Raw genomic sequence first — 22,384 nt, 5'->3', positions numbered from 1 at the left:
ATATCCCGGTTTCCGTAGCCCGGATGAGCATAGCGATATCCGGGTCCGGTACGCTGAGAGGTGACCCGGATGTCGCTACGCTCATCCGGGCTACACACATGTCGATCAGCTCAGTGCGACGTTCACCGCCGACTCGGGCAATTCGGCGTTGAAGCAGCGCTGATAGAACTCGGCCACCAGCGAACGCTCCAGTTCGTCACACTTGTTGAGGAAGGTGACGCGGAAGGCGAAGCCGATGTCACCGAAGATCTCGGCGTTTTCCGCCCAGGTGATCACTGTACGCGGGCTCATCACCGTCGAGAGATCGCCGTTGGCGAACGCGTTGCGGGTGAGATCCGCCAGGCGCACCATCTTGTTGACGATCTCGCGGCCTTCCTGGGTGCGGTAGTGCCGCGCCTTGGCGAGCACGATCTCGACCTCTTCGTCGTGCGGCAGATAGTTCAGCGTGGTGACGATCGACCAGCGGTCCATCTGGCCCTGGTTGATCTGCTGGGTGCCGTGATAGAGGCCCGAGGTGTCGCCGAGACCGATGGTGTTGGCGGTCGAGAACAGGCGGAACGCCGGGTGCGGCTTGATCACCTTGTTCTGGTCGAGCAGTGTCAGGCGGCCGGAGACTTCGAGCACGCGCTGGATCACGAACATCACGTCCGGGCGGCCGGCGTCGTATTCGTCGAACACCAGGGCGACGTTGTTCTGCAACGCCCACGGCAGGATGCCGTCACGGAATTCGGTGACCTGCATGCCATTGCGGACCACGATCGAGTCCTTGCCGACCAGATCGATACGGCTGATGTGGCTGTCGAGATTGACGCGCACGCAGGGCCAGTTGAGCCGCGCCGCGACCTGCTCGATGTGGGTCGACTTGCCGGTGCCGTGGAAGCCCGAGACCATGACGCGGCGGTTCTTGGCGAATCCCGCCAGGATCGCCAGCGTGGTGGCGCGGTCGAACCGGTAATCCGGATCGACATCGGGCACGTGCGGATCGACTTCGGCATAGGCAGGCACTTCAAGGTCGGTATCGATCCCGAAAACCTGGCGAACCGAAACTTTCATATCGGGCAGGTTGGCCGGTTCGGTCGCTGTGGTCGTGGCGGCGGTCATCAGTCCTCCGTGATTTCGGGCGCTCCCGAAGCCAGGCGTTTTCAAGCTTGCTACGGTTTAGGGGTGCGGCATGAAACGTACCAGAGAGATGCGACGGGCAGAAGCCCAACGATCAATCAAAGTTCCGTTGCGATATCATCAAGATAGGTTCGAACGACAGGTTTTGAAAGGCTGCCTTGCGAATCAGGGGGAGCATTTCCATTGTTTGGGCAGCATGTCGCTCATTTCAGCCACGTCGACTTTCACTAGATCGAGCCGCCGGTGACGTCGGCCATCGCCAGCCTGATTGCCCTGGTTTCGGCCCATCCGGGCTGGGCCTATGCGACGATTTTCCTGGCTGCGATGCTGGAGGCGCTGCCGGTGGCCGGATCGTTCGTTCCGGGATCGACCGTGATCCTCGGCCTCAGCGCCCTGATCGGCTCGGGCAGCCTGGAGCTGCTGCCGGTGCTGGCCAGCGCTGCCGTCGGCGCGGTGATTGGCGACGGCCTCGCTTACTGGACCGGGCATCGCGCCAAGCGGGCGATCCTGCAGGCCTGGCCGCTGTCGGCCTACCCCTATGTCGTTGCACGTAGTGAGGAATTCTTCGAGCGCCGCGGCGCTCTGGCGGTGTTCCTGGCGCGCTTCGTGCCGCCGGTCCGGGCCTTTGTCCCGGTGACGGCGGGGGCGCTGGGCATGCCGCCGCAGCGGTTTTTTCCGATCAATGTGGCCGCGATCGCATTATGGGCGCCTCTGCACGTGGTACCCGGACTTCTGGCCGGGTCGGCACTCAAGCAATGGGGCACCACCCTGCATCACCATCTGGCCGCGCTCGCTGTGATCGTGGTTGCGCTGGGCGTAGTGGCCTTCGCGATCCGGCAGTATTTGCATCGGGCCGATGACCCCAAAGATCGAATAAAGGATCGAATCAAGGTCATATGACGCCTCCATCTTCATCGTCTCAAAATCATTGCTCAGGACATTTCATGATGCGCCGGCTCCCGTTCCTTTTGTCGACCCTCGCCTTGCTGCTGGTCCCGTTCGCCGCGGCCCGTGCCGACGAGCCGATGCGCGGCAGCTTCACCGCCGCCCAGGCCTGCCCGGCCCTGCAGTCGATCCGCAAAGAGACCAATCCGGGCAATATCAGCCTCGAGCCGGGCCGCTCCTACCGCCTGCTCGCCCGCAACAAGGCGGACGCCACCCACTACCGGGTGGTGGTGGACAGTGCCGATCCCCAGCAGCGCTGGGTGCCGGTGGGCTGCGGCACGGTGGACAGTTCCGATGCCAGCGTGCCTGCGCCATCGCCGACACCTCGACGCGGCGACACCCGGCCGACCGACGGCAAGCCGTCTTATGTGTTCGCCATCAGCTGGCAGGCAGCCTTCTGCGAGGGCCTGCCGGACAAGGTCGAGTGCCGGACCCAGACCGACGCCCGCCACGACGCCACCCACTTCACCCTGCATGGCCTGTGGCCGCAGCCGCGCAGCAATTCGTATTGCGGCGTCGCTCCGCAGGACATCGCCGCCGACAAGGCGCACCGCTGGGAAGATCTGCCTGCGCCGCAGATGCAGCCGACCACCCGCACAGCGCTGGAGAAGGCGATGCCCGGGACGGCGTCCTTCCTCGAGCGCCATGAATGGATCGTCCATGGCAGCTGCTTTTTCGAGAAATCGGCCGACGCCTATTTCCGCCGCGAGATCGCACTGATCGAGCAGATCAACACCTCGCCGGTGCAGAAGCTGTTTGCCGACAATATCGGCCGCGAGATCAGGACCAGCGACATCCGCGCCGCGTTCGACCAGGGCTTTGGCGCGGGCGCAGGTGAACGGGTGCGCGTGGCCTGCAAGCGCGACGGCGGCCGCAGCATCATTGTCGAACTGACCATCGGCCTGCGTGGCGACGTCACCGACAACGCGCCGCTCGCCGGCCTGATCGCCAGCGCTTCGCCAACCGATGCCGGCTGCAAATCAGGTATCGTCGATCCCGTCGGCCTGCAGTAAGCGCCGATCGCGACCGACAACGTTTTAAAAGAAGGTGCCTCCTGGAAACGACGCTCTATCGCCCGGTCAAAAACTTCCTTGAATCGCTCGGCTTCACCGTGAAGGGCGAGATCGGCGGCTGCGACGTGCTGGCGATCCGCGATGGCGAGCCGCCACTGCTGGTGATCTGCGAACTGAAGCAGCGGTTCAATCTCGAACTGGTGCTGCAGGGCGTCGACCGTGCCGCCGCCTGCGACGAAGTGTGGCTGGCGGCGCGGGTCTCGGCACGCGGCGCGGGGCGGGAAAGCGACGCGCGTTTCCGCAACCTCTGCCGCCGGCTCGGCTTCGGCCTGCTGGGGGTTGCAGACAATGACACGGTGGAGATCATCGTCAGCCCGGAAGCGCCGCAGCCGCGCCGCGAACCCAAGCGCCGCTCCCGCCTGATCGCCGAGCATCGCAAGCGCAAGGGCGATCCGGCGCTCGGCGGCAGCACCCGCGTGCCGCTGATGACCGCCTATCGCCAGCAAGCGCTGCTTTGCGCCGCTGCAATGGCAGCGGGTCCGCAGCGGCCACGCGATCTCGCCATCACGGTCCCCGAAGCGCCGAAGATCCTGCAGCACAATGTCTATGGCTGGTTCGACCGCGTCGAGCGCGGGATCTACACCCTGACGGACCAGGGCCGCGCCGCACTTGAGCGCTGGCCGCAGCGATCGGGCGACAGCGCCGCGCGTTAAGTCGCGCACCTCACATCTCCTCATGGTGAGGAGCGCGGCACGCGCGTTCGAGACGATGCTGCGCATCGCTCGGCGAACCATGAGGCCTCAATTGCAGCATCTGTGGCCTCGTCCTTCGAGACGCCGCTTCGCGGCTCCTCAGGATGAGGAGATAGTTTGTATATGACGCAGTTCGAACTAGGCCGCGATATCCTCCAACTGCCGATCACGGGTTTCGATCATGCGCGAGGCCGCAACCGCGCCGAGCGCCGCGACCACGGCGAACATCAGGAACACCGAGGCGATGCCCTGCTTGTTCACCATCAACCCGACCAGCGCCGGCCCCACCGCCGACGCCAGCCGCAGCCACGATGTCGCCAGTCCCGTGCCGATCGCCCGCATGCGGGTGGGATAGATCTCCGGCGTGTAGAGATACAGCACCGCATTGATCGAGCCGACGACGCCGTAGGCCAGGGTTGCCAGCACGATGACCGCGACAAGACTGCCGCTGCCGGCCAGCGCGAGAGCGGCCAGCAGCACCGCGCCGATCAGGAAGGACGCGACCGCCCAGGACCGGCGGCCCACCCGGTCGATGCAGAAGGCACACGCCAGCAGGATCGCCACCTGCGCGACATTGGTCAGCGACGCCGCGCGCAGCGCATCGGGCAGATCGAGCGCATAGACCGTGTGATAGAGGGTCGGCATCCAGTTGTTCAGGCCGTTGGCGACAAAGAACGCGCTGGCCCACAGCATCCACGCGATCAATGTGCGCCCGCGATAGAGCGGCGACAGCAGCTCACGCCAGCGGCTCCGCGCCGGCTTGATCGCAGCCGCGGCCTGCAACGGCTCTCGCCGCAACTCCACGTCGGGCAGATCTCCATGCTTGCGCCGGGCACTGGCCTCGACATCCCTGATGATGGCTTCGGCTTCATCGAGCCGCCCCTGACCCACCAGCCAGCGCGGCGATTCCGGCAGCCGGAGCAAGAACACGGTGAGGATGAGCCCCGGAATTCCACCGAGCAGGAACAGGATCTTCCATCCCAACAGCGGCACCAGCACCGTGCCGATCTGTCCCGTAGCCATCAGGCCGACCGGAAAGATCATCTCGTAGAGCATGAAGAAACGCCCGCGTCCCTTGGCGCGCGACAGTTCGCTGATATACGCCGCCGCCACCGGCATCTCGCCGCCGACACCGATGCCCTGCACCAGGCGGCAGACGAACAGCAGTGAAAAACTGCCCGCAAGCGCGCAGCCGAGACTCATGACCGACATGATGGCGGTGGCGGCCGCCGCACTCGGCACGCGGCCATAGCTTTCGGCCAGGCGGCTGAACACCAGGGCGCCGACCAACTGGCCGATGTAACTGGCCGCGATCAGCCAGCCGACCTCCAGGGGCGACAGCTGCCACACCCGCACCAGGATCGGCAGCACAAACGCCAGCGAGAGGGCGTCGAACGCATCGAGAAACGTCGCACTGCCCATCACAATGCGCGCCCGGGTGTGCCAGGGCGAGAATGGAATGCGTTCCATCCGCGCGAGCAACAGCGTGGCCCGTGCGGAATCGTAGGAGCCAGCCGCCGGCGCGGCGACTGTCGCTGATGGCGCCTCCGGGATCGCCAGCGCTTCGTGTCCCTGCATCAAGTCCTCCCCTTGTGTTCTTGTCGCCGGCCGTTGCTGGCCGATCATCTTTGTCTTTGCTGTATGCGTCTCATCCGGACGCGAAGGCCACGCTGGTCAGGCTTCCGATCGCCTGTGCGATGACGTCAGGACATTCGATCGGGGTGAGATGGCGGGCGCTCGGCAGCACCTGCAAGGTCGCCCCCGGAATCGCCGCCTGCAGGCTGCGGGCCGCAGCAACCGGCGTGGCGTAATCTTCCTCACCGACAATCACGCTCACCGGAAAGTGGAAGTCCGCGAGCCACGGGCGCAGGTCGGCATCGCCGAGCATCGCGCAGGTGGCGGCATAACAATCGAGATCATTCGCCGTGAACACCTCCATCGCCGCCTTCACCCGCTCCGGCCGTTCGCTGCGAAAACGATCGCCGAACCAGCGGGTGGTCTGAAACGCGGCCATTCCGGTCAGCCCATCCGCCTTCGCCGTTGCCGCGCGCTTGCGCCATTCGACCGGCGCATCCGCGCCATACCAGGCCGTGGTATCGATCAGCACAAGCCCGCGCACGCGCGCGGGATAGTGCGCCGCGAAGGCCTGGGCCACGCAGCCGCCCATCGAACATCCGGCGACCACGGCATCGCGCCACCCCACATGATCCAGCACGTCGGCGAGATCATCGGCGAACATCTGGACCGTGTAGGGACCTGCTGGCTTGTCCGAGCGTCCGTGGCCGCGGCAATCGAGGGCGAGAACCTCGGCGGCCGGCGCCAACTGCGGAATCACCTCGTCCCAGACGGACGCGTCAAGCGCCAGCGAATGCACCAGCACGATGCGCGAACCATTCTCCGGCCGTGCGGCCGTCCGGCGATAGGCAATGCGCACGCCGTCACGCGTGCGCGCGAAACCCTGCTCAAGCGCGGGCACGGAAACCGATGTGGTCATCGCCGTGCCCCTCAACTCGCCACAGCCAGCTGGCTGTCGGCGTCGACCAGCGGCACGTTCCAGGCATCGTAACCATAGAGCCAGGAGGTATCCTCGTTGCCGCCGGACATCCAGGTGTTGGCGCTGGAGATGGCCTGGATGCGCGATGTGCGCGGCTTGCGGTTGGCCTCATAGCGGCGGAATGCGCCTTCAAGATCCTCATTGTCCACACCGGCCAGGCAGCGCGCCAGCACCGCCGCGTCCTCGATCGAGGTCGCCGCACCCTGGGCCATGTAGGGCGTCATCGGATGACAGGCGTCGCCGAGCAGCACCACCCGTCCGTCGCTCCAGCGCGGCAGCGGTTCGCGCTCGAGGATCGCCCATTTGTGGCAATCCGGGCAGGCCTCGAGAACCATGCGAACTTCAGGATGAAAGCCTTCATAAGCCGCGCGCAACTCATGCACGTCGCCTTTCGCGGACCAGGATTCCTCCGTCACCCAATCGGCCGGCTCCGGCACGCTGGTGACGAAATAGAGCTGGCTGCGGTCGGCAGCGGTGTAATAGATCACGATGTGCCGGTCAGTCCCCCACCATTTGGTGCGCGACGGCCTGATCTCGCCGCCGTTCATCAGCCTGGCATCGAACACCGCGCGATAGGCGATGCGTCCGCGATGGATCGGCGCATCGGGACCGATGATGATTTCGCGCGTCAGCGAGTGGACGCCGTCGGCGCCGATCACCGCGTCCGCCGACACCTTGGTGCCATCGGCGAACGACAGCGTCACGCCGCCATTGGCCTGGTCGAGCCCGACCAGCTTCTTGCCGAGATGGATGATCTCCGGCGGCAGCACCGCATGGAGCGCGTCATGCAGGTCCGCGCGATGCATGCACAGGAACGGCGCGCCGAACAGGCTTTCCGGCATCGGCAGTTCGCGCTTGATCTCACCGGTGTCCCAGATGCGGTTGAGATGGGAGTATGGCTCGAACGCGGTCTTGCGCAGTTTCTCTTCAACGCCGATGCCGCGAAGCACGCGCGACGAATTCGGCAACATCTGGATGCCGGCGCCGACGCGCGCGAATTGCGACGCCTGTTCGTAGACATTCACCTCGACGCCCACCTGCCGGAGCGTGGCCGCAACCGCCAGGCCTCCCATGCCGGCACCGATGATCGCGATCGACGGTTTGCCTCTTGCCATTGTCGTCCTCCCAAAAACTGAATGTCGTTGCGGGGGACGTTATCGGCGGCGAAATTGGATGTAAAATATCCATTTTATCCTATATTAGGATGTTATAAGTTCTAACTTACACTCGTTGGAATCGCCCATGGAATTACGGCATCTGCGCTACTTCGTGGCCGTGGCGGAAGAAGGCAGCGTGACCAAGGCTGCCGAACGCCTTGGCATCCAGCAGCCACCGCTCGGTCAGCAGATCAGAGCCCTTGAACAGGAGCTTGGAGTCGCGCTGTTCGACCGCGCGGCCAAGCGCATCAGCCTCAATGCAGCCGGCAAGGTGTTTCTCACCGATGCCCTGGACCTGCTCGCGCGCGTCAACGACGCCGTCGATCATGTCCGGCGCTTCGACCGGGGTGAGCGCGGATGTCTCAATGTCGGCTTCACCAGCTCCGCCTCGCTGCATCCCTGGACACCAAAGATGTTGCGGGCCTTCCGCAACGCCTATCCGCTGGCGGAAATCACGGTCGAGGAGCGCGAGACTTACGAGCTGATCCTGGCGCTGCGGCAGAAGCGCGTCGATGCGGCGTTTCTGCACATTTCGGCGCGCGAATTTCCGGACCTGACCAGCGCCGTGCTGGCGGAGGAGACAATGGTCGCGGCGATCCCGCGTGACCATCCGCTCGCGCGCGCGCCGTCAAAGCCGGTGACGCTGGAAATGCTGTCGGACCAGAATTTCGTGGTCTACCGGCGCCCGGACGGCCCCGGCATTTTCACCGGCATCGAGCGGGCCTTCGCTGCCGCCGGCCTGTCATTCCACGTAGTCGATGAAGTGCATCGCATGGTGGCGGCGATCAATCTGGTCGCCGCGGGGCGCGGGCTTTCGCTGGTGCCGCACTCCATCCAGGTGCTGCATCGCGAGTCCGTGGTTTACCGATCGCTGGCGCCGGATGCATTGCCGCCGCTGCCGCTTTATCTCGCCTATCGCCGGACCAGCAACCTTGAGCTGGTGCGCAATTTCATCACGGTGACGACCCGATCGGCCGCCGACCTCAGCAACGGCAAGACCGCCTGACGAAAACCAATCAGGAATGCGCGCGACGCCCCGGCACCGGACCGATGTAACGCGCGCGCGGACGAATCAGGCCGCCGCTGCGCAACTGTTCGCTGGCGTGCGCGATCCATCCCACCGTCCGCGCCATGGCGAACAGCGCAAGTTCGCTGCCCACCGGCATGCGCAAGGCGTGGGTCAGCACCGCCAGCGCATAGTCGATATTGACGAACTCTCCCGTCGCTTCCAGCACCCGCGCGGGAATCTCTTGCGTGAAACGATCTGCGGCACCGGCCTTCGCCAGTGCCCGCAGCAGCATGTGGGCGCGCGGATCGCCGAGCTTGTAGACGCCGTGCCCAAAGCCCGGGAAACGCTCACCCAGCGCCACCCGCTCGCGGACGACCTCGGCGAGATCGACGTCGGCAAGCGAGCGCACCAGTTGCGCCGACAGCGCGCTGGCGCCGCCGTGCTTCGGCCCCTTCAGCGCCGCGAGGCCTGCGATGGTCGCATCATAGAGGTTCAGGCCCGTAGAAGCTGCACAGCGCACGGTGAACGTGGATGCGTTCAATTCATGATCGGCGAGCAGCACCAGGACGCGGCGAATCAGATCCGGCGCCGCCTTGTCATGAGGCGCCCAGGCGCGCGCGATCTGCTGATGCAGCAGATCCGACGACGGCTCGCTGTTGAGCATGAAGCCGACCACCAGCCGCAGGATGCGGCCACCGACCATGGCCCGCCCATCAGGCGCGCGGGTGAAGGCCTGCGGATCGGCGCCGGCCGCCAGCGCCAGCACGGCAATGGCACGATCGATCGGCGCGGCATTTCGCGCCGCCGTCGCGATCGCGCGCATCGGCTCGGAGATCACCGGGCGGTTGTCCACTGTGAACGGATCGACGTTGGTCGCGTCCCACAACAGCGTCGCCGCGTGTTCCAGCGTATCGGTCTCGGCAAGGGTGATGCAGTTCACACCGCGATAGATCGGGCCGTCTTCGGTGATGGTCGCGATTGCGGAGTCCAGCACCGGCAGATCGGCATCGAAACTCTTCAGGCCGCGCGGCTCCGGCGAGGGCACGCGGCGCTCCTTCAGCGCGCGCACATCCTCGGCGCGATAACGGCGGCTGCGCGAATCCGTGGTCGGCTCCGAGCGGATCAGGCCGCGGCTGACATAGGCATAGAGCGTGGCCGGAGCGACCGCGAGTTCGGCCGACGCCTCCCGGGCCGACAGATAAAGGGAGCCGGATTTTTTCATATTGATTTATATAATCAAGATTGATCAATCTGTCGAGCAGGTCGATTTTCTCTCTGGAACCAAAGAATTGGACCCCAAAGGAGATCGACCATGACCATCCAGCTCGGCAAAACCCCGATCGGCCTCGACGGCATCCCGGCCGCCGAAACCGTGCTCAGCCATGTCGACGGCGAGCGGGGCGAACTGATCATCGCCGGCGAAAAGATCGGCGACCTCGCTCGCAAATCGAGTTTCGAGGGCGTGACGGCCCGGCTGTGGAGCGGCGCGACGGGGCAGCCGATTGGCGAGGCCGCAGTGCGGGCCGCACTCGGCGCTGCACGTGAACGCGCCTTTGCCCGGCTGCCTGTGCTGCTCGCGGCCGCCGAGGGACTGTCGATCGTCGACGGCTTTCGCGCCGGGATCGCCGCCCTGCGCACCGAGAACGGGCTGACCCATGAAGCCACCATTGTCGGCGCACTGCCGGTGATCGCGGGCGCGCTGGTGCAGCGCGCGAAAGGAGCGGCGCCGATTGCACCGGACGCCACCGCGGGTCATGCCGCCGACACGCTGGCGATGATCCATGGCCGCAAGCCGGACGCCCGCGAAGCCACAGCGCTCGACGCTTATCTTGTCACGGTCTGCGATCACGGCATGAACGCCTCGACATTCGCGACCCGCGTGGTGGCCTCGACCCACGCCGACCTGTTCGCCTCCATCACCGCCGGCTATTGCGCGCTGACCGGCCCGCTGCATGGCGGTGCGCCGGAGCCGGTGCTGGAAATGCTGGACGCGATCGGCGACCGCGAGCGGATCCAGCCCTGGATCGATGACGCGCTGAAGCGCGGCGAACGGCTGATGGGCTTTGGCCACCGCATCTACCGGGTGCGCGATCCCCGCGCCGACGTACTGAAGGGCGCAATCGAGCGGCTCGCGGGCAACGGCACAGATCTGCCGTTCGCCGGAGAAGTGGAAGCATATGCGCGCGAGGCGCTGCGGCGAGAGAAACCCAACCGCCCGCTCGACACCAATGTGGAGTTCTTCACCGCGATCCTGCTCGACGCGCTGGCGATCCCGCGGCAGGCGTTTACGCCGATCTTCGCGGTCGCCCGCGCCGCCGGCTGGACCGCGCACGCCCGCGAACAGCAACGCGGCGGCCGGCTGATCAGGCCGAGCTCGGCTTATGTGGGGCCGATGCCGAAGTAGTTAGATTGCGTCGCGTTGGAGGCAGCTCCTCATCTTGAGGAACTCGCGCAGCGGGCGTCTCGAAGGATGAGGCCAAGTTGAAAAGCTCAGGCCTCATGGTTCGAGACGCGGCCAAAAGGCCGCTCCTCACTATGAGGAGAAAATTCAGGTGCGCGGAACGGTCTTCAGATAGTTGTAGGCCTTGATGATCTCGATCAGGCGATCTTCGGTGGAACGATCGCCGCCATTGGCATCGGGATGATGCTGCTTCACCAGCAACTTGTACTTGGCCTTGATCTCCTCCGTGGTCACGGAACCCGAAAGCCCCATCACCTGCAGCGCCTTGCGCTCGGCGTTGAAGATTTTGCGCGTCTCGGCCTTGGCCTCAGCGCCGCTTCCGGGGCCCGGACGCCAGCTGCCGCGACCGTTCAATTCGCTGAACACGCTGAACGGATCGGCGGCGCCCTCGAGATCTTCCGGTTTCGGCTTGCCCTTCACGCCACCATTGGCGCCCATCTTCCAGGTCGGGCGATGGCCGGTCAGCGCATCCTTCTGGTAACGCGCAACCGCATCATCGCTCATGCCGGAGAAATAGTTGTAGGACGCGTTGTACTCGCGCACGTGGTCGACGCAGAAATTCCAGTAATCGCGCTCCTGGCCGCGCCCCTTTGGCGCACGATGCGGGCCCGGCTTCTTGCAGCCCGGCCAACCGCACATCGCCACCTCCTCGCGTACTTTCGGCTGCTTTTGCGCCGTACGCGGTTTGATGCGAATTTTATCGAAGAATTTTGAATCCGAATCCATCAGCGACTATGACCCCGCGACGCGAAAACCTTCAAGTCCTTGACACGCAAGTTAATGTGCTTAGCTAGTATAGCACTTACCGCAGACGGTAACGAATCCTGTCAATCGTGACGATCTGTGACCCGTTTTCAGTGCGACCCGTTAGTTTCAGTGTGGCCCGCCTCGCGATCATGACGACCAAAGATAACATCACGAAGAAGTTGACCGAAGCTTTCGCTCCCGCCAGCCTCGACGTCACTGATGAATCCCATCTTCATGAAGGCCACGCCGGGCATCGGCCGGGCGGTGAGACACATTTCCGAGTTTATATCGTGTCAAACGCGTTCGCTGGCAAGAGCCGGATCGAACGCCATCGCATGATTAATTCGCTGCTGGCCGCCGAACTCGCTGCAAACGTTCACGCTTTGGCGCTCAAGCCGCTGGCGCCGGGCGAAAACGGGGCCTGACCACTTAGCGCCTGATCGCGCTTAATATCTTATCGCCTGGAACGACTTTACTCAAAAACGGCTTTTTCAGAACGACGAGCCGGCGCGACGCTTCTTGGCCGGAGCGGTGATCTCGACTTCGCCGGGCACCGGCACGATGCGCAATGCGGTGATGCGGTTGCGCTCCCGCCGCAGCACGCGGAACCGGAAGCCGTGGAACGTGAAGCTCTGGCCGCGCTCGGGAATTGATCGCGCTTCGTGAATGACGAGGCCGGCAATCGTGGTCGCCTCTTCGTCCGGCAGACGCCAGTCCATGGCGCGGTTGAGGTCGCGGATCGGCACCGAGCCGTCGACCACCACCGAGCCGTCAGCCTGGGCGCGCACGCCGGCCACCACCACATCGTGCTCGTCGGAAATATCGCCGACGATTTCTTCCAGAATATCTTCCAGCGTCACCAGGCCCTCGACCTCGCCATACTCATCGACGACCAGGGCGAAGTGGGTCTTGCGGCGGCGGAACGCCTTGAGCTGCTCCGACAGCGGCCGCATCTCCGGCACGAACCAGGGCGGCGCAGCGATCGCCGCAACATCGATCTTCGCGATGTCGCCGTCGGCGGCGCGGATGGCGCGCAGCAGATCCTTCGCATGCAGCACGCCGACGATGTTTTCCGGCTTGTCGCGCCACAAGGGAATGCGGGTGTACTCGGTGGCAAGTACCTCGCGCACCAGATCTTCCGATGGCAGGTTGGCATTGATGAGCACCATTTCGGTGCGGTGAACCATCACGTCCGAAACCTGAAGCTCCTGCAGATCGAGCAGCCCGCCGAGCATGTCGCGATCATGCTTCTCGACACCGCCCTCGTGATGCATGAGATCCACGGCGCCTCGCAGCCGCTCGGTCGGCGACAGCAGCGGCTGATTGACGCCGATCGGAATGCCGAGAATTCGCATCAGCACCCGCACCACCGCTTCGATCACCGCCAACAGCGGCGCCAGCAGCATGACCAGCAGCTTCATCGGCCGCGCCACCGCGAGCGACACACGATCCGGCGCATTGATCGCCACGGTCTTCGGCAGCACCTCGGCGAAAATCACCACCAGCACGGTCATGGCGCCGGTCGCATACAGCACGCCGACATCGCCGAACCAGGCGGTGAAGATGCCGGTGGCGAGCGCCGAGGCGCCGATATTGGCGATGTTGTTGCCCAGCAGCAGCGCGCCGATCATGCGCTCACGCGCATTGAGCAGCGAGCTGACGATGCCGGCCTCGCGGCTGCCCTGCTTCTGCAGCCGCAGCATGCTGGCGCGGGACGAACCCGTCAGCGCCGTCTCACTCGCCGAGAAGAAGGCGGAGACGAACAGCAGGCCGATCACGATCGCGAATGCAAGCCAGTACATATTGCGCTTATCGCCGCATCATCCGAGTTTACGCGCGAGGAAGTCGCGCACCACCACAGGCTCGACATCGGAACGGATCACGGCCTGGCCGATCGCTTGCAGCAGAATGAACGTCAGCCGGCCGCGCTTGACCTTCTTGTCCTGGGCCATCAGCGCCATCAGCGCGTCGGCATCGGCAAGGCCTTCCTGCCGAAAACCGGCGATATCCTGCAGATGGATCGGCAGCCCGACGGTGGCAAGATGCTGTTCGATGCGGATCACATCCGCAGCGCCAATCAGGCCGAGCTCCGCGGAGAGCTGCGCCGCCAGCACCATGCCGATCGAGACGCCCTCGCCGTGGAACAGACGATCGGAGAAGCCGGTCGCAGCCTCCAGCGCATGGCCAAAGGTGTGGCCGAGATTGAGCAGCGCGCGCTCGCCGGTTTCGCGCTCGTCCCGCGCCACGATCGCCGCCTTGGCGCGGCAACTGGTGGCGATGGCGTGTTCGCGGGCACTGCCGCCGGCGACGATCTCGGCGTGATTGGCTTCCAGCCAAGCGAAAAAGCCAGCATCGCCGAGCAAGCCATATTTGGCGACCTCAGCATAACCGGCGCGGAACTGGCGCGGCGACAGCGTGTCCAGCACTGCGGTGTCGGCCACCACCAGCACCGGCTGGTGAAACATGCCAACCAGATTCTTGCCCTGCGGGGAATTGATCCCGGTCTTGCCGCCGACTGAGGAATCGACCTGCGCCAGCAGCGATGTCGGCACCTGCACGAAATCGAGGCCACGGCGGACAATCGATGCGGCAAAACCGGCGAGATCGCCGACCACGCCACCGCCGAGCGCGACCACGAGATCGTTGCGCTCGATTTTCGCGGCGATCAGGCCTTCGCAGACGTCCTGCAGCACGCCATAGGTTTTCGACGCCTCACCCTCGCCGACCACGATGCGCGAGGTGGTGATTCCGGCCTCGGCCAGCACCGCTTCGGTGGGCGCAAGCCAGTGCTTCGCCACGGTATGATCGGTGACGATGGCGGTGCGCGCACCGGGGCGCAACGCCGCGATCCGTCGCCCCAGCGAGCCCAGCACGTCACGGCCGATGATGATGTCGTAGGCCCGCTCGCCCAGCGCCACCTCAACCGTGATGGGGGCGGACTGTTTCAGCGGCGCGGTCATTGCATGTCACTCAAGGGAAGCTCGCTTAATTGCGTCGGAACATTGCTGCGGCAGAGATGATCATACAACGCATCGATGCACTCGTTGACGACCTTGTCGTGCGGCTCGTCGCGCGACAGCACGGTCAGGTCGGCCTGCTCATACACCGGATAACGCAGATCGATGAGCCGCTGGATGGTCGCCGCCGGGTCGTCGGTCTGCAGCAGCGGGCGATCGACCCGCCGCTTGACCCGGCGCAGGATTACGTCGGCATCGGCGCGCAGCCAGATCGACACCGCCTTGGCGCGGATGCGGTCGCGGGTCTCCTCGCGCATGAACGCGCCGCCGCCGGTGGCCAGCACGCCGGGCGCGCCATCGAGCAGCCGCGCGATCACCCGTGCCTCGCCATCGCGGAAATACGGCTCACCATGGTCGGCGAAGATTTCCGGAATGGTCATGCCGGCGTGCGCCACCTCGATCTCGTGGTCGGCGTCGGCGAACGGCAGCCGCAGCCGGGTGGCCAGCCGCCGCCCGACGGTGGATTTGCCGACACCCATCATGCCGACCAGCACGAGCGACCGCGCGCCCAGCGCCGCCACGATGGCGGCCTCCGGACCGAGCAAGGCACTGTGCTGTGTGACCGCGTCGGACATTGTCTCAGGAACTCTCGTCTCGAACTCTTGAACGTCCAGCCGTTTCCCGCCGGGGGCTGTGTCCGGCATCTGTTATGACATTCCTATACTACCCGGATGAACCTGGTTGCCAGAGCGAACTCGCCCAAAGCCTTGCCATCTCCAAGCGAACATGTTGGTACTGTTGACCAAATCCCATCCCTCAGGCGTGGTGAAGGCCGCTTTCGCGGCAACAGCTTAGGGGGATCTTGGGGGATGACGAGCACGAAACCCGGGACCACCAGCCCATGCCCAGCCTGCTCCGCTTCCTGGCCGTCGTGGCGATCATCGGCGGGGTGATCTATGGCGGTATTTTCGCGCTGGCCAATTTCGTCAGCCCCGCATCGCGGGAAATGACCGTCACCGTGCCGCCCGACAAGTTCCTCAAGCGCTGAGGACGCTCAACGATGGCGCCCCAGGCCAAGATTTCCGAAACCAAAGGCTCCGACGCCCGGCTGACGCAGCTGTTCCTGGACATGCTCGCCGCCGAACAGGGCGCCGGCGACAACACCCTGTCGGCCTATCGCGGCGACCTCGAAGACCTGTCCGCATTCCTTCAGCGCAGCAAAACCAACTTCAACCGGGCCGACACCGAAGCGCTGCGCGGCTACCTTGCCGATCTCGACGAGCGCGGCTTCAAATCGTCCAGCGTGGCGCGCCGACTGTCGGCAATGCGGCATCTGTTTCGTTTCCTGCTGACCGAGCGGATCCGCAGCGACGATCCGGCCGCGATCCTGTCCGGCCCCAAACGTGGCCGCGGCCTGCCGAAGGTGCTGTCGATATCAGATGTCGATCGGCTGCTGACCCGGGCGAAGGCACAGGCCGAAGCGACCGATGCAGCGGCACCGCAGCGCCTGCGCGCGCTACGGCTGGCCTGCCTGCTGGAAGTGCTTTACGCCACCGGCCTGCGGGTGTCGGAGCTGGTGTCGCTGCCGGTGTCAGCGGCACGGCGCGATGCGCGCATGATCGTGGTGCGCGGCAAGGGCGACAAGGAACGGCTGGTGCCGCTCAACGACGCCGCGCGGCAGGCGATGGCGGATTATCTGGTGGCCCAGGACGGGCCAACAAATGCCGGAACCAAGAAGGCATCCAAGACCCCCAGGTCGAAATGGCTGTTTCCATCCTTCGGCGACAGCGGCCATCTGACGCGCCAGCACTTCGCCCGCGAGTTGAAAGACCTCGCAGTGTCTGCGGGATTGCCGGCGCGCCTGGTCAGCCCGCACGTGCTGCGGCACGCCTTCGCCAGCCACCTGCTGCACAACGGCGCCGATCTGCGCATCGTGCAGACCCTGCTGGGCCATAGCGACATCTCCACCACGCAGATCTACACCCATGTGGTGGAAGAACGCCTGAAGAGCCTGGTGCGCGACCTGCATCCGCTGGCGGACAAATAAGTTGTTATCGCCAAAGCTGTCATCGCCAAGGCGGCTTACGCGCGAACTGCTTTTTCAGGAATTGCATGAAGCCGTCGACGCGCGCCGAAATCCCGCGCCGTGCCGGCACCAGCGCAACCACGTTCGCCGGCTCAAACTCCCAGCCCGTCAGGATGCGCTGGAGCTCGCCGCGCTTCACCAGTGGCGCCGCATCCCATTCGGAGCGCAGCATACAACCGAGGCCCTCAATCGCCCAGTTGCGGACCACCTCGCCATCGTTGCTCCGGAGCGCCGGTGAAATTCGCACCGACTCCGCGGGAGCGGCCTTGCCGCGGTCCCGGGACTTCCTGCGGAAGTGCCACAAAGTGACGTCTTCCTCGTTCTCCTGAACACTCAGGCAGCTGTGTTGCAGCAGATCTCGCGGATGGCTCGGGACGCCGGCCTGCTTCAAATAGGCTGGACTGGCGCACACCCAGCGTTCGTTGCGCGCCAGCAGATGCGCGACCCACGACGAATCGCGCAATTCCCCGATGTGAATCACCACGTCGGCATCTTCGCCGGCTTTCCATGGATTTTCCGACAACTGGAGTTCCGGCTGCAATGCCGGATGTTTCGCGTGAAAGCGAGCAACGATGGGCGCGATGTGGATGCGGCCGAATCCAAACGGCGCGACAATGCGCAGGCGACCGGTGAGCTGGCCGCCGGCGATGTTCAGGGTTTGCGGCAGAGCTTCGACGCGGGCCAGCAGCGCCTGCGCTTCGGACACCAGACGCTCGCCCTCGCTGGTGAAGCGCATATGACGCGAACTGCGGATGACGATGCCGACGCCGAGTTCGCTCTCGAGTTTCTTCAGCCGCATCGACAGCGCCGGCGGCGTGACGTTGAGCGCTCGCGCCGCCGCACTCAGCGAACCGGTGCGGCTGAGCGCCTCGACAAAGCGCAGGTCATCCAGGCTGATCATTCAATTTTCCTGAACCGTATCTTCTATTCCATTTAAGCACAGCTTCATGCTGCCGTGCTACCAAGGGATATGGCAAACACATCACTCCCCAAAGCCGTGCTGTTCGATCTGCTGACCGCGCTGCTCGATTCATGGACGGTCTGGAACGCCGCCGCGGGCTCCGAAACCCAGGGGCGCGCCTGGCGCACCGAATACCTGCGCCTCACCTACGGCTGCGGCGCCTATGTGCCCTATGAAGACCTGGTGGCGACGGCAGCGGCAACCGTGGGTTTGCCGCCGGATTCACCACGAGCTCTCGAAGAGCACTGGACCGAGCTGCCGGTCTGGAGCGGCGTTCAGGCGGCGCTGGATGAGATCGAGGGCCAGACCAAACTCGCCATTGTCACCAATTGCTCGCGCCGCCTCGGCGTGCTGGCCGCGAACCGGCTGAACACACGATGGGATTGCATCGTGACCGCGGAGGACGCCGGCTTCTACAAGCCGGATCCGCGTCCCTATCGACACGCCTTGCAGGAGTTGCAGGTCGCGCCGGAGCACGCAGCATTCGTCGCCGGCTCCGGCTACGACCTGTTCGGCACCGCCGCGGTCGGCCTGCGCACCTATTGGCACAACCGTGTCGGCCTGGCCCGGCCCGATGGCGCGCCGGCGGCCGACATCGAGTCACCGACCTTTGAGGGCGTCGTCTCCTGGCTGAAAGGCTTCGCATGACACACAGACGCGCATTGGCCGCAGGCGTGATGGCGGCCGCGGCCCTGATCAGCAGCCCGCACACGACATTCGCGCAAACCTATCCGGCGCGCGCGATCACGCTCATCGTGCCGTTCCCTGCGGGAGGGCCGAGCGATGCGCTCGCCCGCGCCGTCGCGCAGGTCATGGCCATCGATCTCGGCCAAGGGATCGTTGTCGAAAACATCAGCGGCGCCAGCGGTACGATCGGCCTCGCCAAATTCACCAAGGCGTCCCCTGACGGCTACACCATCGGTTTCGGCACCATCGGAACGCATGTCGCGAATGTCGCGCTGTACAAGAAGCTGCCGTACGATCCCGTCTCCGACTTCCAGCCCATTGGACTTGCAGGAACGGCATCCACTCTGCTGGTCACCAAGGCATCGCTGCCCGTTACCAACCTGGAACAGTTCGTCGCTTATACGCAGACCAACCGTGCGACAATGACGTTTGGCAGTGCCGGCATCGGATCCATTTCCCACTTTTCCTGCGCACTGCTGCTCTCGTCGCTCAAGCTGAACGTGACCCATGTGCCCTATCGGGGCGTCGCCCCCGCCATGAACGACCTGATTGGCGGACACACCGATTTCATGTGCGATCAGACCACCACAGCGCTTCCTCAGATCGCGGGCGGAACGATCAAGGCGATTGCCGTCCTCAGCGACCAGACCGTCGCACAACTGCCCGATGTTCCGACCGCCGCCAGCGCCGGCTATCGCGACGTCAACGTTCGGGCCTGGAATGCGTTGTTCGCACCGAAACAAACGCCGGCCGAAATCATGACCAGGCTCACCCACGCGCTGCGCTTTGCCCTGTCGGACGCGAATTTGCGCAAGCAGATGGCGGCCGTCGGCGTCGAACTTCCGCACCCGGAACAATTGGATCCGATTGACGTCTCCAGGCTGATCGCCGATGGCATCAAGACGGACGTGCCGCTGATCAGGCAAAGCGGCGAAACACTGGACTGACTGGTGTGCTGAACGCGAAGTTCCTGTGATGATGCGGCTGACTCTTTCAGGAACTTCGCGTTCATAAAGCACCCCAGAATCATAAAATTGCTAGTGTCCTGATCGAATTCGAAGTTCGCTCGGAGGCGCTGCCACGTGATGCGAACTTCGAATTCGGGACACTAGAGATGATGCTGACCGATATCCCAACCCCCGCCGCGCTGATCGACGAAACGCGGATGAAAGACAACATCGCACGGATGCAGGCGCACATGACCGCGCTCGGCGTTCGCCTGCGCCCGCACGTCAAGACCGCAAAGTGCATCGAGGTCGCCAGGCGGCAGCAGGCCGAAGGCGCCAGCGGCATTACGGTGTCGACGCTGAAGGAAGCCGAACAATTTTTCGCGGCCGGATTCGACGACATTCTCTATGCGGCCTGCATCACGCCGAACAAAATCGACCGCGCGCTGGCGTTGCGGCGGCGCGGCTGCAGGCTGACCGTGATCGTCGATTCGATCGCTGCGGCTGAAGCTCTCGCCGCAAGGGGACAGGCCGAGCAGCACGCGTTCGACGTGATGATCGAGGTCGATACCGACGGCCACCGCTCGGGCGTCAAGCCGGATGACGCCCTGCTCATCGGCATCGCCGGCACGCTGCATCAGGGCGGCGCCGTGGTGAAGGGCGTGATGACCCACGCCGGAAGCTCCTACGATCTCAACACCCATGAAGCGCTCGCGCGGCTGGCCGAACAGGAACGCAGCCTGATTGTCGAGGCCGCCGCCCGGCTGCGATCAGCCGGCCTGCCGTGTCCTGAGGTCAGTGTCGGTTCGACGCCAACAGCCTTGTGTGCGCGGGATCTGTCCGACGTGACCGAAGTGCGGGCCGGCGTCTATGTGTTTTTCGACCTGGTGATGTCGAATGTCGGGGTGTGCACGCCACACGAGATCGCGCTGTCGGTCCTGACCACCGTGATCGGGCATCAAACCGAGAAGGGCTGGGTGATCGTCGATGCCGGCTGGATGGCCATGAGCCGGGATCGCGGCACCGCGCGGCATGGCATCGACTACAGCTATGGCGCGATCTGCGGTCAGGACGGCCGTTCGCTCGACGACTACATCATGACCGCAGCCAACCAGGAACACGGCATCGTCTGCCGGCGCGACGGACAGGCCGATCCCGATATCGCGCAGCGCTTTCCAATCGGCAGCCTGCTGCGCGTGCTGCCCAATCATGCCTGCGCCACCGGCGCGCAGTTTTCCGCCTATCAGCTCATCGACGGGGAGCGCGCGGTCGCAACCTGGGAGCGGTTCGATGGCTGGTGATATCGCTGGCAATATCCTGGCGATCAATCCGCCCGACATGGCGGCGCCGGGCGGCCACTACAGCCACGTGATCACTGGCCAGGGACTGGTGTTCGTGTCCGGCCAACTGCCGATCGCGCCCGACGGCACGAAATTGAACGATGCGGCGTTCGCGGTCCAAGCGGAGCAGGTGCTCAATAATGTCGCATGCGCGCTCGCAGCCGCCGGCAGTTCGATCGACCATCTGCTGCAGGTTCGCGTCTATGTGACGGACATTCGCCTGTGGCCGGAATTCGACGTGATCTACAGGCAATGGGCAGGCACGGCGCGCCCGGCCCGTGCCGTCGTTCCCGTTCCCGAACTGCACTACGGCTTCAAGATCGAGGTCGAGGCGGTCGGACTGCTGCGGCCTGTCTGACCGGCTTAAAGCTCGTCGAACGATTCTCACTTGGGACAATCGCCCTTAACCCTGCATTGGAAACCCGGCGCCGGGGGCTTGCCCGGCTGTGGCCGCGTTCAGATATGCTGCAGCGTATTGACTTGGACCGGCTCAGAGTCCAGTTTCGCGCGCCGGCGAGGGGTATGAGGCTGCGGCCATAATCCGCACCAACCTGTTGAAGAAACAAGACTTCTTGATCCAGACCGACATCTCCTTCACCTGCCGACTTTCTCGCTCTTCCACCTCATTCCAAGCCCGGATGTGATGCGCAGCTATCTCGACTTCGAAAAGCCCGTCGCCGAACTCGATGCCAAGATCGATGAATTGCGCTCGCTCGCCGGCGGCAGCGACATCGGCGAGGAGATCACGCGCCTGGAGGAGAAGTCCCGGCAAGCGCTGGACGAGCTCTATGCCAATTTGACGCCGTGGCAGAAGACCCAGGTCGCGCGCTGGCCGTCGCGCCCGCACTGCATGGACTATGTCAGCGCCCTGATCACCGAGTTCACCCCGCTCGCCGGCGACCGCAAGTTCGGCGAGGACGAAGCGCTGGTCGCGGGTTTCGGCCGTTTCAAGGGCGAAAGCGTCTGCGTGATCGGCCAGGAAAAAGGTGCCACGACTGAGAGCCGGCTGAAGCATAATTTCGGCATGGCCCGTCCGGAAGGCTATCGCAAAGCGGTGCGCCTGATGGAAATGGCCGATCGTTTCGGCCTGCCGGTGATTTCGCTGGTCGACACCGCCGGCGCCTATCCCGGCATCGGCGCGGAAGAACGCGGACAGGCGGAAGCCATCGCCCGCTCCACCGATGCCTGCCTGCAGCTCACGGTGCCCAATATCGCCGTGATCATCGGCGAAGGCGGCTCCGGCGGCGCCATCGCGATTGCCACCTGCAACAAGGTGCTGATGCTGGAGCACGCGATCTACAGCGTGATCTCGCCGGAAGCGGCGTCCTCGATCCTGTGGCGCGATTCCAGCAAGGCGCAGGAAGCCGCCACCAACATGAAGATCACCGCCCAGGACCTTTTGCGATTCGGCGTGATCGACAGCATCCTGAGGGAACCGGCCGGCGGCGCTCACCGCGACCCTGCCGCCATGATCGCCACCACCGGCACTGCGATTGCGCTTGCCCTCGACGATCTCCGGAACTTCGACGGCAAGACGCTGCGTGACCAGCGGCGGCAGAAGTTCCTCAATATCGGCCGCAAGCTGGCATAGCGCCCGCTCGCACCGCGCCTCCGAATTCACGCAATCCTATGGTTTGACGTTGTTTTCG

The 22,384-nt window shown here is 64.6% G+C and carries 23 protein-coding genes; 13 read left to right on the top strand and 10 right to left on the bottom strand.

Features of this window, described 5'->3' with window-relative positions:
- Window positions 1–105: 105 nt before the first annotated feature.
- Window positions 106–1,101 (bottom strand): cobaltochelatase subunit CobS, encoded by a 996-nt coding sequence (gene cobS, locus RS897_RS12445; protein ID WP_315836845.1) that lies wholly within the window; start codon window positions 1,099–1,101, stop codon window positions 106–108.
- 261 nt (window positions 1,102–1,362) lie between these two features.
- Here cobS and RS897_RS12440 point away from each other — a divergent pair, with 261 nt between their 5' ends.
- Genes RS897_RS12440 through RS897_RS12430 form a run of 3 tightly spaced genes read left to right on the top strand, consistent with a single transcriptional unit; the run spans window position 1,363 to window position 3,790 of the window.
- A complete protein-coding gene (locus RS897_RS12440) occupies window positions 1,363–2,019 on the top strand; it encodes a DedA family protein (protein ID WP_315836844.1) in 657 nt (218 codons plus the stop codon).
- 44 nt (window positions 2,020–2,063) lie between these two features.
- Window positions 2,064–3,077 carry a ribonuclease T2 family protein gene (locus tag RS897_RS12435; RefSeq protein WP_315836843.1) on the top strand — a complete coding sequence of 338 codons (1,014 nt, stop codon included), beginning with the start codon at window positions 2,064–2,066 and terminating at the stop codon, window positions 3,075–3,077.
- Window positions 3,078–3,118: 41 nt separating this feature from the next.
- Window positions 3,119–3,790 carry a DUF2161 domain-containing phosphodiesterase gene (locus RS897_RS12430; RefSeq protein ID WP_315838617.1) on the top strand — a complete coding sequence of 224 codons (672 nt, stop codon included), beginning with the start codon at window positions 3,119–3,121 and terminating at the stop codon, window positions 3,788–3,790.
- 177 nt (window positions 3,791–3,967) lie between these two features.
- Here the strand turns inward: RS897_RS12430 and RS897_RS12425 are convergent, their stop codons facing one another.
- From RS897_RS12425 to RS897_RS12415, 3 genes are all read right to left on the bottom strand, one after another.
- Window positions 3,968–5,407 carry an MFS transporter gene (locus tag RS897_RS12425; RefSeq protein ID WP_315836842.1) on the bottom strand — a complete coding sequence of 480 codons (1,440 nt, stop codon included), beginning with the start codon at window positions 5,405–5,407 and terminating at the stop codon, window positions 3,968–3,970.
- A gap of 70 nt (window positions 5,408–5,477) precedes the next feature.
- Entirely contained in the window at window positions 5,478–6,323 is an 846-nt protein-coding gene (locus tag RS897_RS12420; protein ID WP_315836841.1) for an alpha/beta fold hydrolase, read from the bottom strand.
- Window positions 6,324–6,334: 11 nt separating this feature from the next.
- Window positions 6,335–7,498 carry an FAD-dependent monooxygenase gene (locus RS897_RS12415; RefSeq protein ID WP_315836840.1) on the bottom strand — a complete coding sequence of 388 codons (1,164 nt, stop codon included), beginning with the start codon at window positions 7,496–7,498 and terminating at the stop codon, window positions 6,335–6,337.
- A 127-nt stretch (window positions 7,499–7,625) separates the two neighbouring features.
- Here RS897_RS12415 and RS897_RS12410 point away from each other — a divergent pair, with 127 nt between their 5' ends.
- Entirely contained in the window at window positions 7,626–8,546 is a 921-nt protein-coding gene (locus RS897_RS12410) for a LysR family transcriptional regulator (RefSeq protein WP_315836839.1), read from the top strand.
- A gap of 10 nt (window positions 8,547–8,556) precedes the next feature.
- Here RS897_RS12410 and RS897_RS12405 read toward each other — a convergent pair whose 3' ends face one another.
- A complete protein-coding gene (locus RS897_RS12405; RefSeq protein WP_315836838.1) occupies window positions 8,557–9,771 on the bottom strand; it encodes a citrate synthase family protein in 1,215 nt (404 codons plus the stop codon).
- A 90-nt stretch (window positions 9,772–9,861) separates the two neighbouring features.
- Here RS897_RS12405 and RS897_RS12400 point away from each other — a divergent pair, with 90 nt between their 5' ends.
- Entirely contained in the window at window positions 9,862–10,953 is a 1,092-nt protein-coding gene (locus RS897_RS12400) for a citrate synthase/methylcitrate synthase (RefSeq protein WP_315836837.1), read from the top strand.
- A gap of 144 nt (window positions 10,954–11,097) precedes the next feature.
- Here the strand turns inward: RS897_RS12400 and RS897_RS12395 are convergent, their stop codons facing one another.
- Entirely contained in the window at window positions 11,098–11,736 is a 639-nt protein-coding gene (locus RS897_RS12395; protein ID WP_315836836.1) for a J domain-containing protein, read from the bottom strand.
- 170 nt (window positions 11,737–11,906) lie between these two features.
- Between RS897_RS12395 and RS897_RS12390 the strand changes: the two genes are divergently transcribed.
- Complete coding sequence (locus RS897_RS12390; RefSeq protein WP_315836835.1) at window positions 11,907–12,182, top strand: BolA family protein; 276 nt, start codon at window positions 11,907–11,909, stop codon at window positions 12,180–12,182.
- Between the two features lie 66 nt (window positions 12,183–12,248).
- On the opposite strand, the gene RS897_RS12385 is transcribed toward RS897_RS12390, so the two are convergent.
- The 3 genes from RS897_RS12385 to RS897_RS12375 are packed head-to-tail and all read right to left on the bottom strand — an operon-like array spanning window position 12,249 to window position 15,349.
- Window positions 12,249–13,559, bottom strand: a complete 1,311-nt coding sequence (locus RS897_RS12385) for an HlyC/CorC family transporter (protein ID WP_315836834.1) — start codon at window positions 13,557–13,559, stop codon at window positions 12,249–12,251.
- Between the two features lie 18 nt (window positions 13,560–13,577).
- Window positions 13,578–14,717 (bottom strand): 3-dehydroquinate synthase, encoded by a 1,140-nt coding sequence (gene aroB, locus RS897_RS12380; RefSeq protein WP_315836833.1) that lies wholly within the window; start codon window positions 14,715–14,717, stop codon window positions 13,578–13,580.
- Window positions 14,714–15,349 (bottom strand): shikimate kinase, encoded by a 636-nt coding sequence (locus RS897_RS12375; RefSeq protein ID WP_315836832.1) that lies wholly within the window; start codon window positions 15,347–15,349, stop codon window positions 14,714–14,716. Before RS897_RS12375 ends, aroB begins: the two co-directional genes overlap by 4 nt.
- 266 nt (window positions 15,350–15,615) lie before the next feature.
- Between RS897_RS12375 and RS897_RS12370 the strand changes: the two genes are divergently transcribed.
- Window positions 15,616–15,762: a histidine kinase gene (locus RS897_RS12370; protein WP_315836831.1), complete on the top strand. Its 147-nt coding sequence runs from the start codon at window positions 15,616–15,618 to the stop codon at window positions 15,760–15,762.
- Window positions 15,763–15,774: 12 nt separating this feature from the next.
- Window positions 15,775–16,761 carry a site-specific tyrosine recombinase XerD gene (xerD, locus tag RS897_RS12365; RefSeq protein ID WP_315836830.1) on the top strand — a complete coding sequence of 329 codons (987 nt, stop codon included), beginning with the start codon at window positions 15,775–15,777 and terminating at the stop codon, window positions 16,759–16,761.
- A gap of 19 nt (window positions 16,762–16,780) precedes the next feature.
- Here the strand turns inward: xerD and RS897_RS12360 are convergent, their stop codons facing one another.
- A complete protein-coding gene (locus RS897_RS12360; RefSeq protein WP_315836829.1) occupies window positions 16,781–17,701 on the bottom strand; it encodes a LysR family transcriptional regulator in 921 nt (306 codons plus the stop codon).
- Window positions 17,702–17,770: 69 nt separating this feature from the next.
- On the opposite strand from RS897_RS12360, the gene RS897_RS12355 reads away from it, so the two are divergent.
- From RS897_RS12355 to RS897_RS12335, 5 genes are all read left to right on the top strand, one after another.
- On the top strand, window positions 17,771–18,409 hold the full coding sequence (locus RS897_RS12355; RefSeq protein WP_315836828.1) for an HAD-IA family hydrolase: 639 nt from the start codon (window positions 17,771–17,773) through the stop codon (window positions 18,407–18,409).
- A complete protein-coding gene (locus RS897_RS12350; RefSeq protein ID WP_315836827.1) occupies window positions 18,406–19,395 on the top strand; it encodes a tripartite tricarboxylate transporter substrate-binding protein in 990 nt (329 codons plus the stop codon). The genes RS897_RS12355 and RS897_RS12350 overlap by 4 nt, the downstream gene beginning before the upstream one ends.
- A 167-nt stretch (window positions 19,396–19,562) precedes the next feature.
- Window positions 19,563–20,696, top strand: a complete 1,134-nt coding sequence (locus tag RS897_RS12345) for a DSD1 family PLP-dependent enzyme (RefSeq protein ID WP_315836826.1) — start codon at window positions 19,563–19,565, stop codon at window positions 20,694–20,696.
- Window positions 20,686–21,093: a RidA family protein gene (locus RS897_RS12340; RefSeq protein WP_315836825.1), complete on the top strand. Its 408-nt coding sequence runs from the start codon at window positions 20,686–20,688 to the stop codon at window positions 21,091–21,093. The genes RS897_RS12345 and RS897_RS12340 overlap by 11 nt, the downstream gene beginning before the upstream one ends.
- Window positions 21,094–21,378: 285 nt before the next feature.
- Window positions 21,379–22,326: an acetyl-CoA carboxylase carboxyltransferase subunit alpha gene (locus RS897_RS12335; protein WP_315836824.1), complete on the top strand. Its 948-nt coding sequence runs from the start codon at window positions 21,379–21,381 to the stop codon at window positions 22,324–22,326.
- Window positions 22,327–22,384: the final 58 nt, after the last annotated feature.

The sequence above is a fragment of the Bradyrhizobium prioriisuperbiae genome, from assembly GCF_032397745.1.
Lineage (GTDB): Bacteria > Pseudomonadota > Alphaproteobacteria > Rhizobiales > Xanthobacteraceae > Bradyrhizobium_A > Bradyrhizobium_A prioriisuperbiae.
Note: the sequence above shows the minus strand (reverse complement) of the source record. Positions and strands in the feature narration are given on the sequence as shown.

Bases quoted from the DNA above. Each gene is read 5' to 3' on its own strand.
- RS897_RS12395 (WP_315836836.1), bottom strand. From the start codon at position 11,736: ATGGATTCGGATTCAAAATTCTTCGATAAAATTCGCATCAAACCGCGT.
- RS897_RS12405 (WP_315836838.1), bottom strand. From the start codon at position 9,771: ATGAAAAAATCCGGCTCCCTTTATCTGTCGGCCCGGGAGGCGTCGGCC.
- RS897_RS12410 (WP_315836839.1), top strand. From the start codon at position 7,626: ATGGAATTACGGCATCTGCGCTACTTCGTGGCCGTGGCGGAAGAAGGC.
- aroB (WP_315836833.1), bottom strand. From the start codon at position 14,717: ATGACCGCGCCGCTGAAACAGTCCGCCCCCATCACGGTTGAGGTGGCG.
- RS897_RS12435 (WP_315836843.1), top strand. From the start codon at position 2,064: ATGATGCGCCGGCTCCCGTTCCTTTTGTCGACCCTCGCCTTGCTGCTG.
- RS897_RS12425 (WP_315836842.1), bottom strand. From the start codon at position 5,407: ATGCAGGGACACGAAGCGCTGGCGATCCCGGAGGCGCCATCAGCGACA.
- RS897_RS12375 (WP_315836832.1), bottom strand. From the start codon at position 15,349: ATGTCCGACGCGGTCACACAGCACAGTGCCTTGCTCGGTCCGGAGGCC.
- RS897_RS12350 (WP_315836827.1), top strand. From the start codon at position 18,406: ATGACACACAGACGCGCATTGGCCGCAGGCGTGATGGCGGCCGCGGCC.
- RS897_RS12385 (WP_315836834.1), bottom strand. From the start codon at position 13,559: ATGTACTGGCTTGCATTCGCGATCGTGATCGGCCTGCTGTTCGTCTCC.
- xerD (WP_315836830.1), top strand. From the start codon at position 15,775: ATGGCGCCCCAGGCCAAGATTTCCGAAACCAAAGGCTCCGACGCCCGG.
- RS897_RS12420 (WP_315836841.1), bottom strand. From the start codon at position 6,323: ATGACCACATCGGTTTCCGTGCCCGCGCTTGAGCAGGGTTTCGCGCGC.
- RS897_RS12345 (WP_315836826.1), top strand. From the start codon at position 19,563: ATGATGCTGACCGATATCCCAACCCCCGCCGCGCTGATCGACGAAACG.
- RS897_RS12360 (WP_315836829.1), bottom strand. From the start codon at position 17,701: ATGATCAGCCTGGATGACCTGCGCTTTGTCGAGGCGCTCAGCCGCACC.
- RS897_RS12370 (WP_315836831.1), top strand. From the start codon at position 15,616: ATGCCCAGCCTGCTCCGCTTCCTGGCCGTCGTGGCGATCATCGGCGGG.
- RS897_RS12355 (WP_315836828.1), top strand. From the start codon at position 17,771: ATGGCAAACACATCACTCCCCAAAGCCGTGCTGTTCGATCTGCTGACC.
- RS897_RS12400 (WP_315836837.1), top strand. From the start codon at position 9,862: ATGACCATCCAGCTCGGCAAAACCCCGATCGGCCTCGACGGCATCCCG.
- RS897_RS12340 (WP_315836825.1), top strand. From the start codon at position 20,686: ATGGCTGGTGATATCGCTGGCAATATCCTGGCGATCAATCCGCCCGAC.
- RS897_RS12390 (WP_315836835.1), top strand. From the start codon at position 11,907: ATGACGACCAAAGATAACATCACGAAGAAGTTGACCGAAGCTTTCGCT.
- RS897_RS12335 (WP_315836824.1), top strand. From the start codon at position 21,379: ATGCGCAGCTATCTCGACTTCGAAAAGCCCGTCGCCGAACTCGATGCC.
- RS897_RS12415 (WP_315836840.1), bottom strand. From the start codon at position 7,498: ATGGCAAGAGGCAAACCGTCGATCGCGATCATCGGTGCCGGCATGGGA.
- cobS (WP_315836845.1), bottom strand. From the start codon at position 1,101: ATGACCGCCGCCACGACCACAGCGACCGAACCGGCCAACCTGCCCGAT.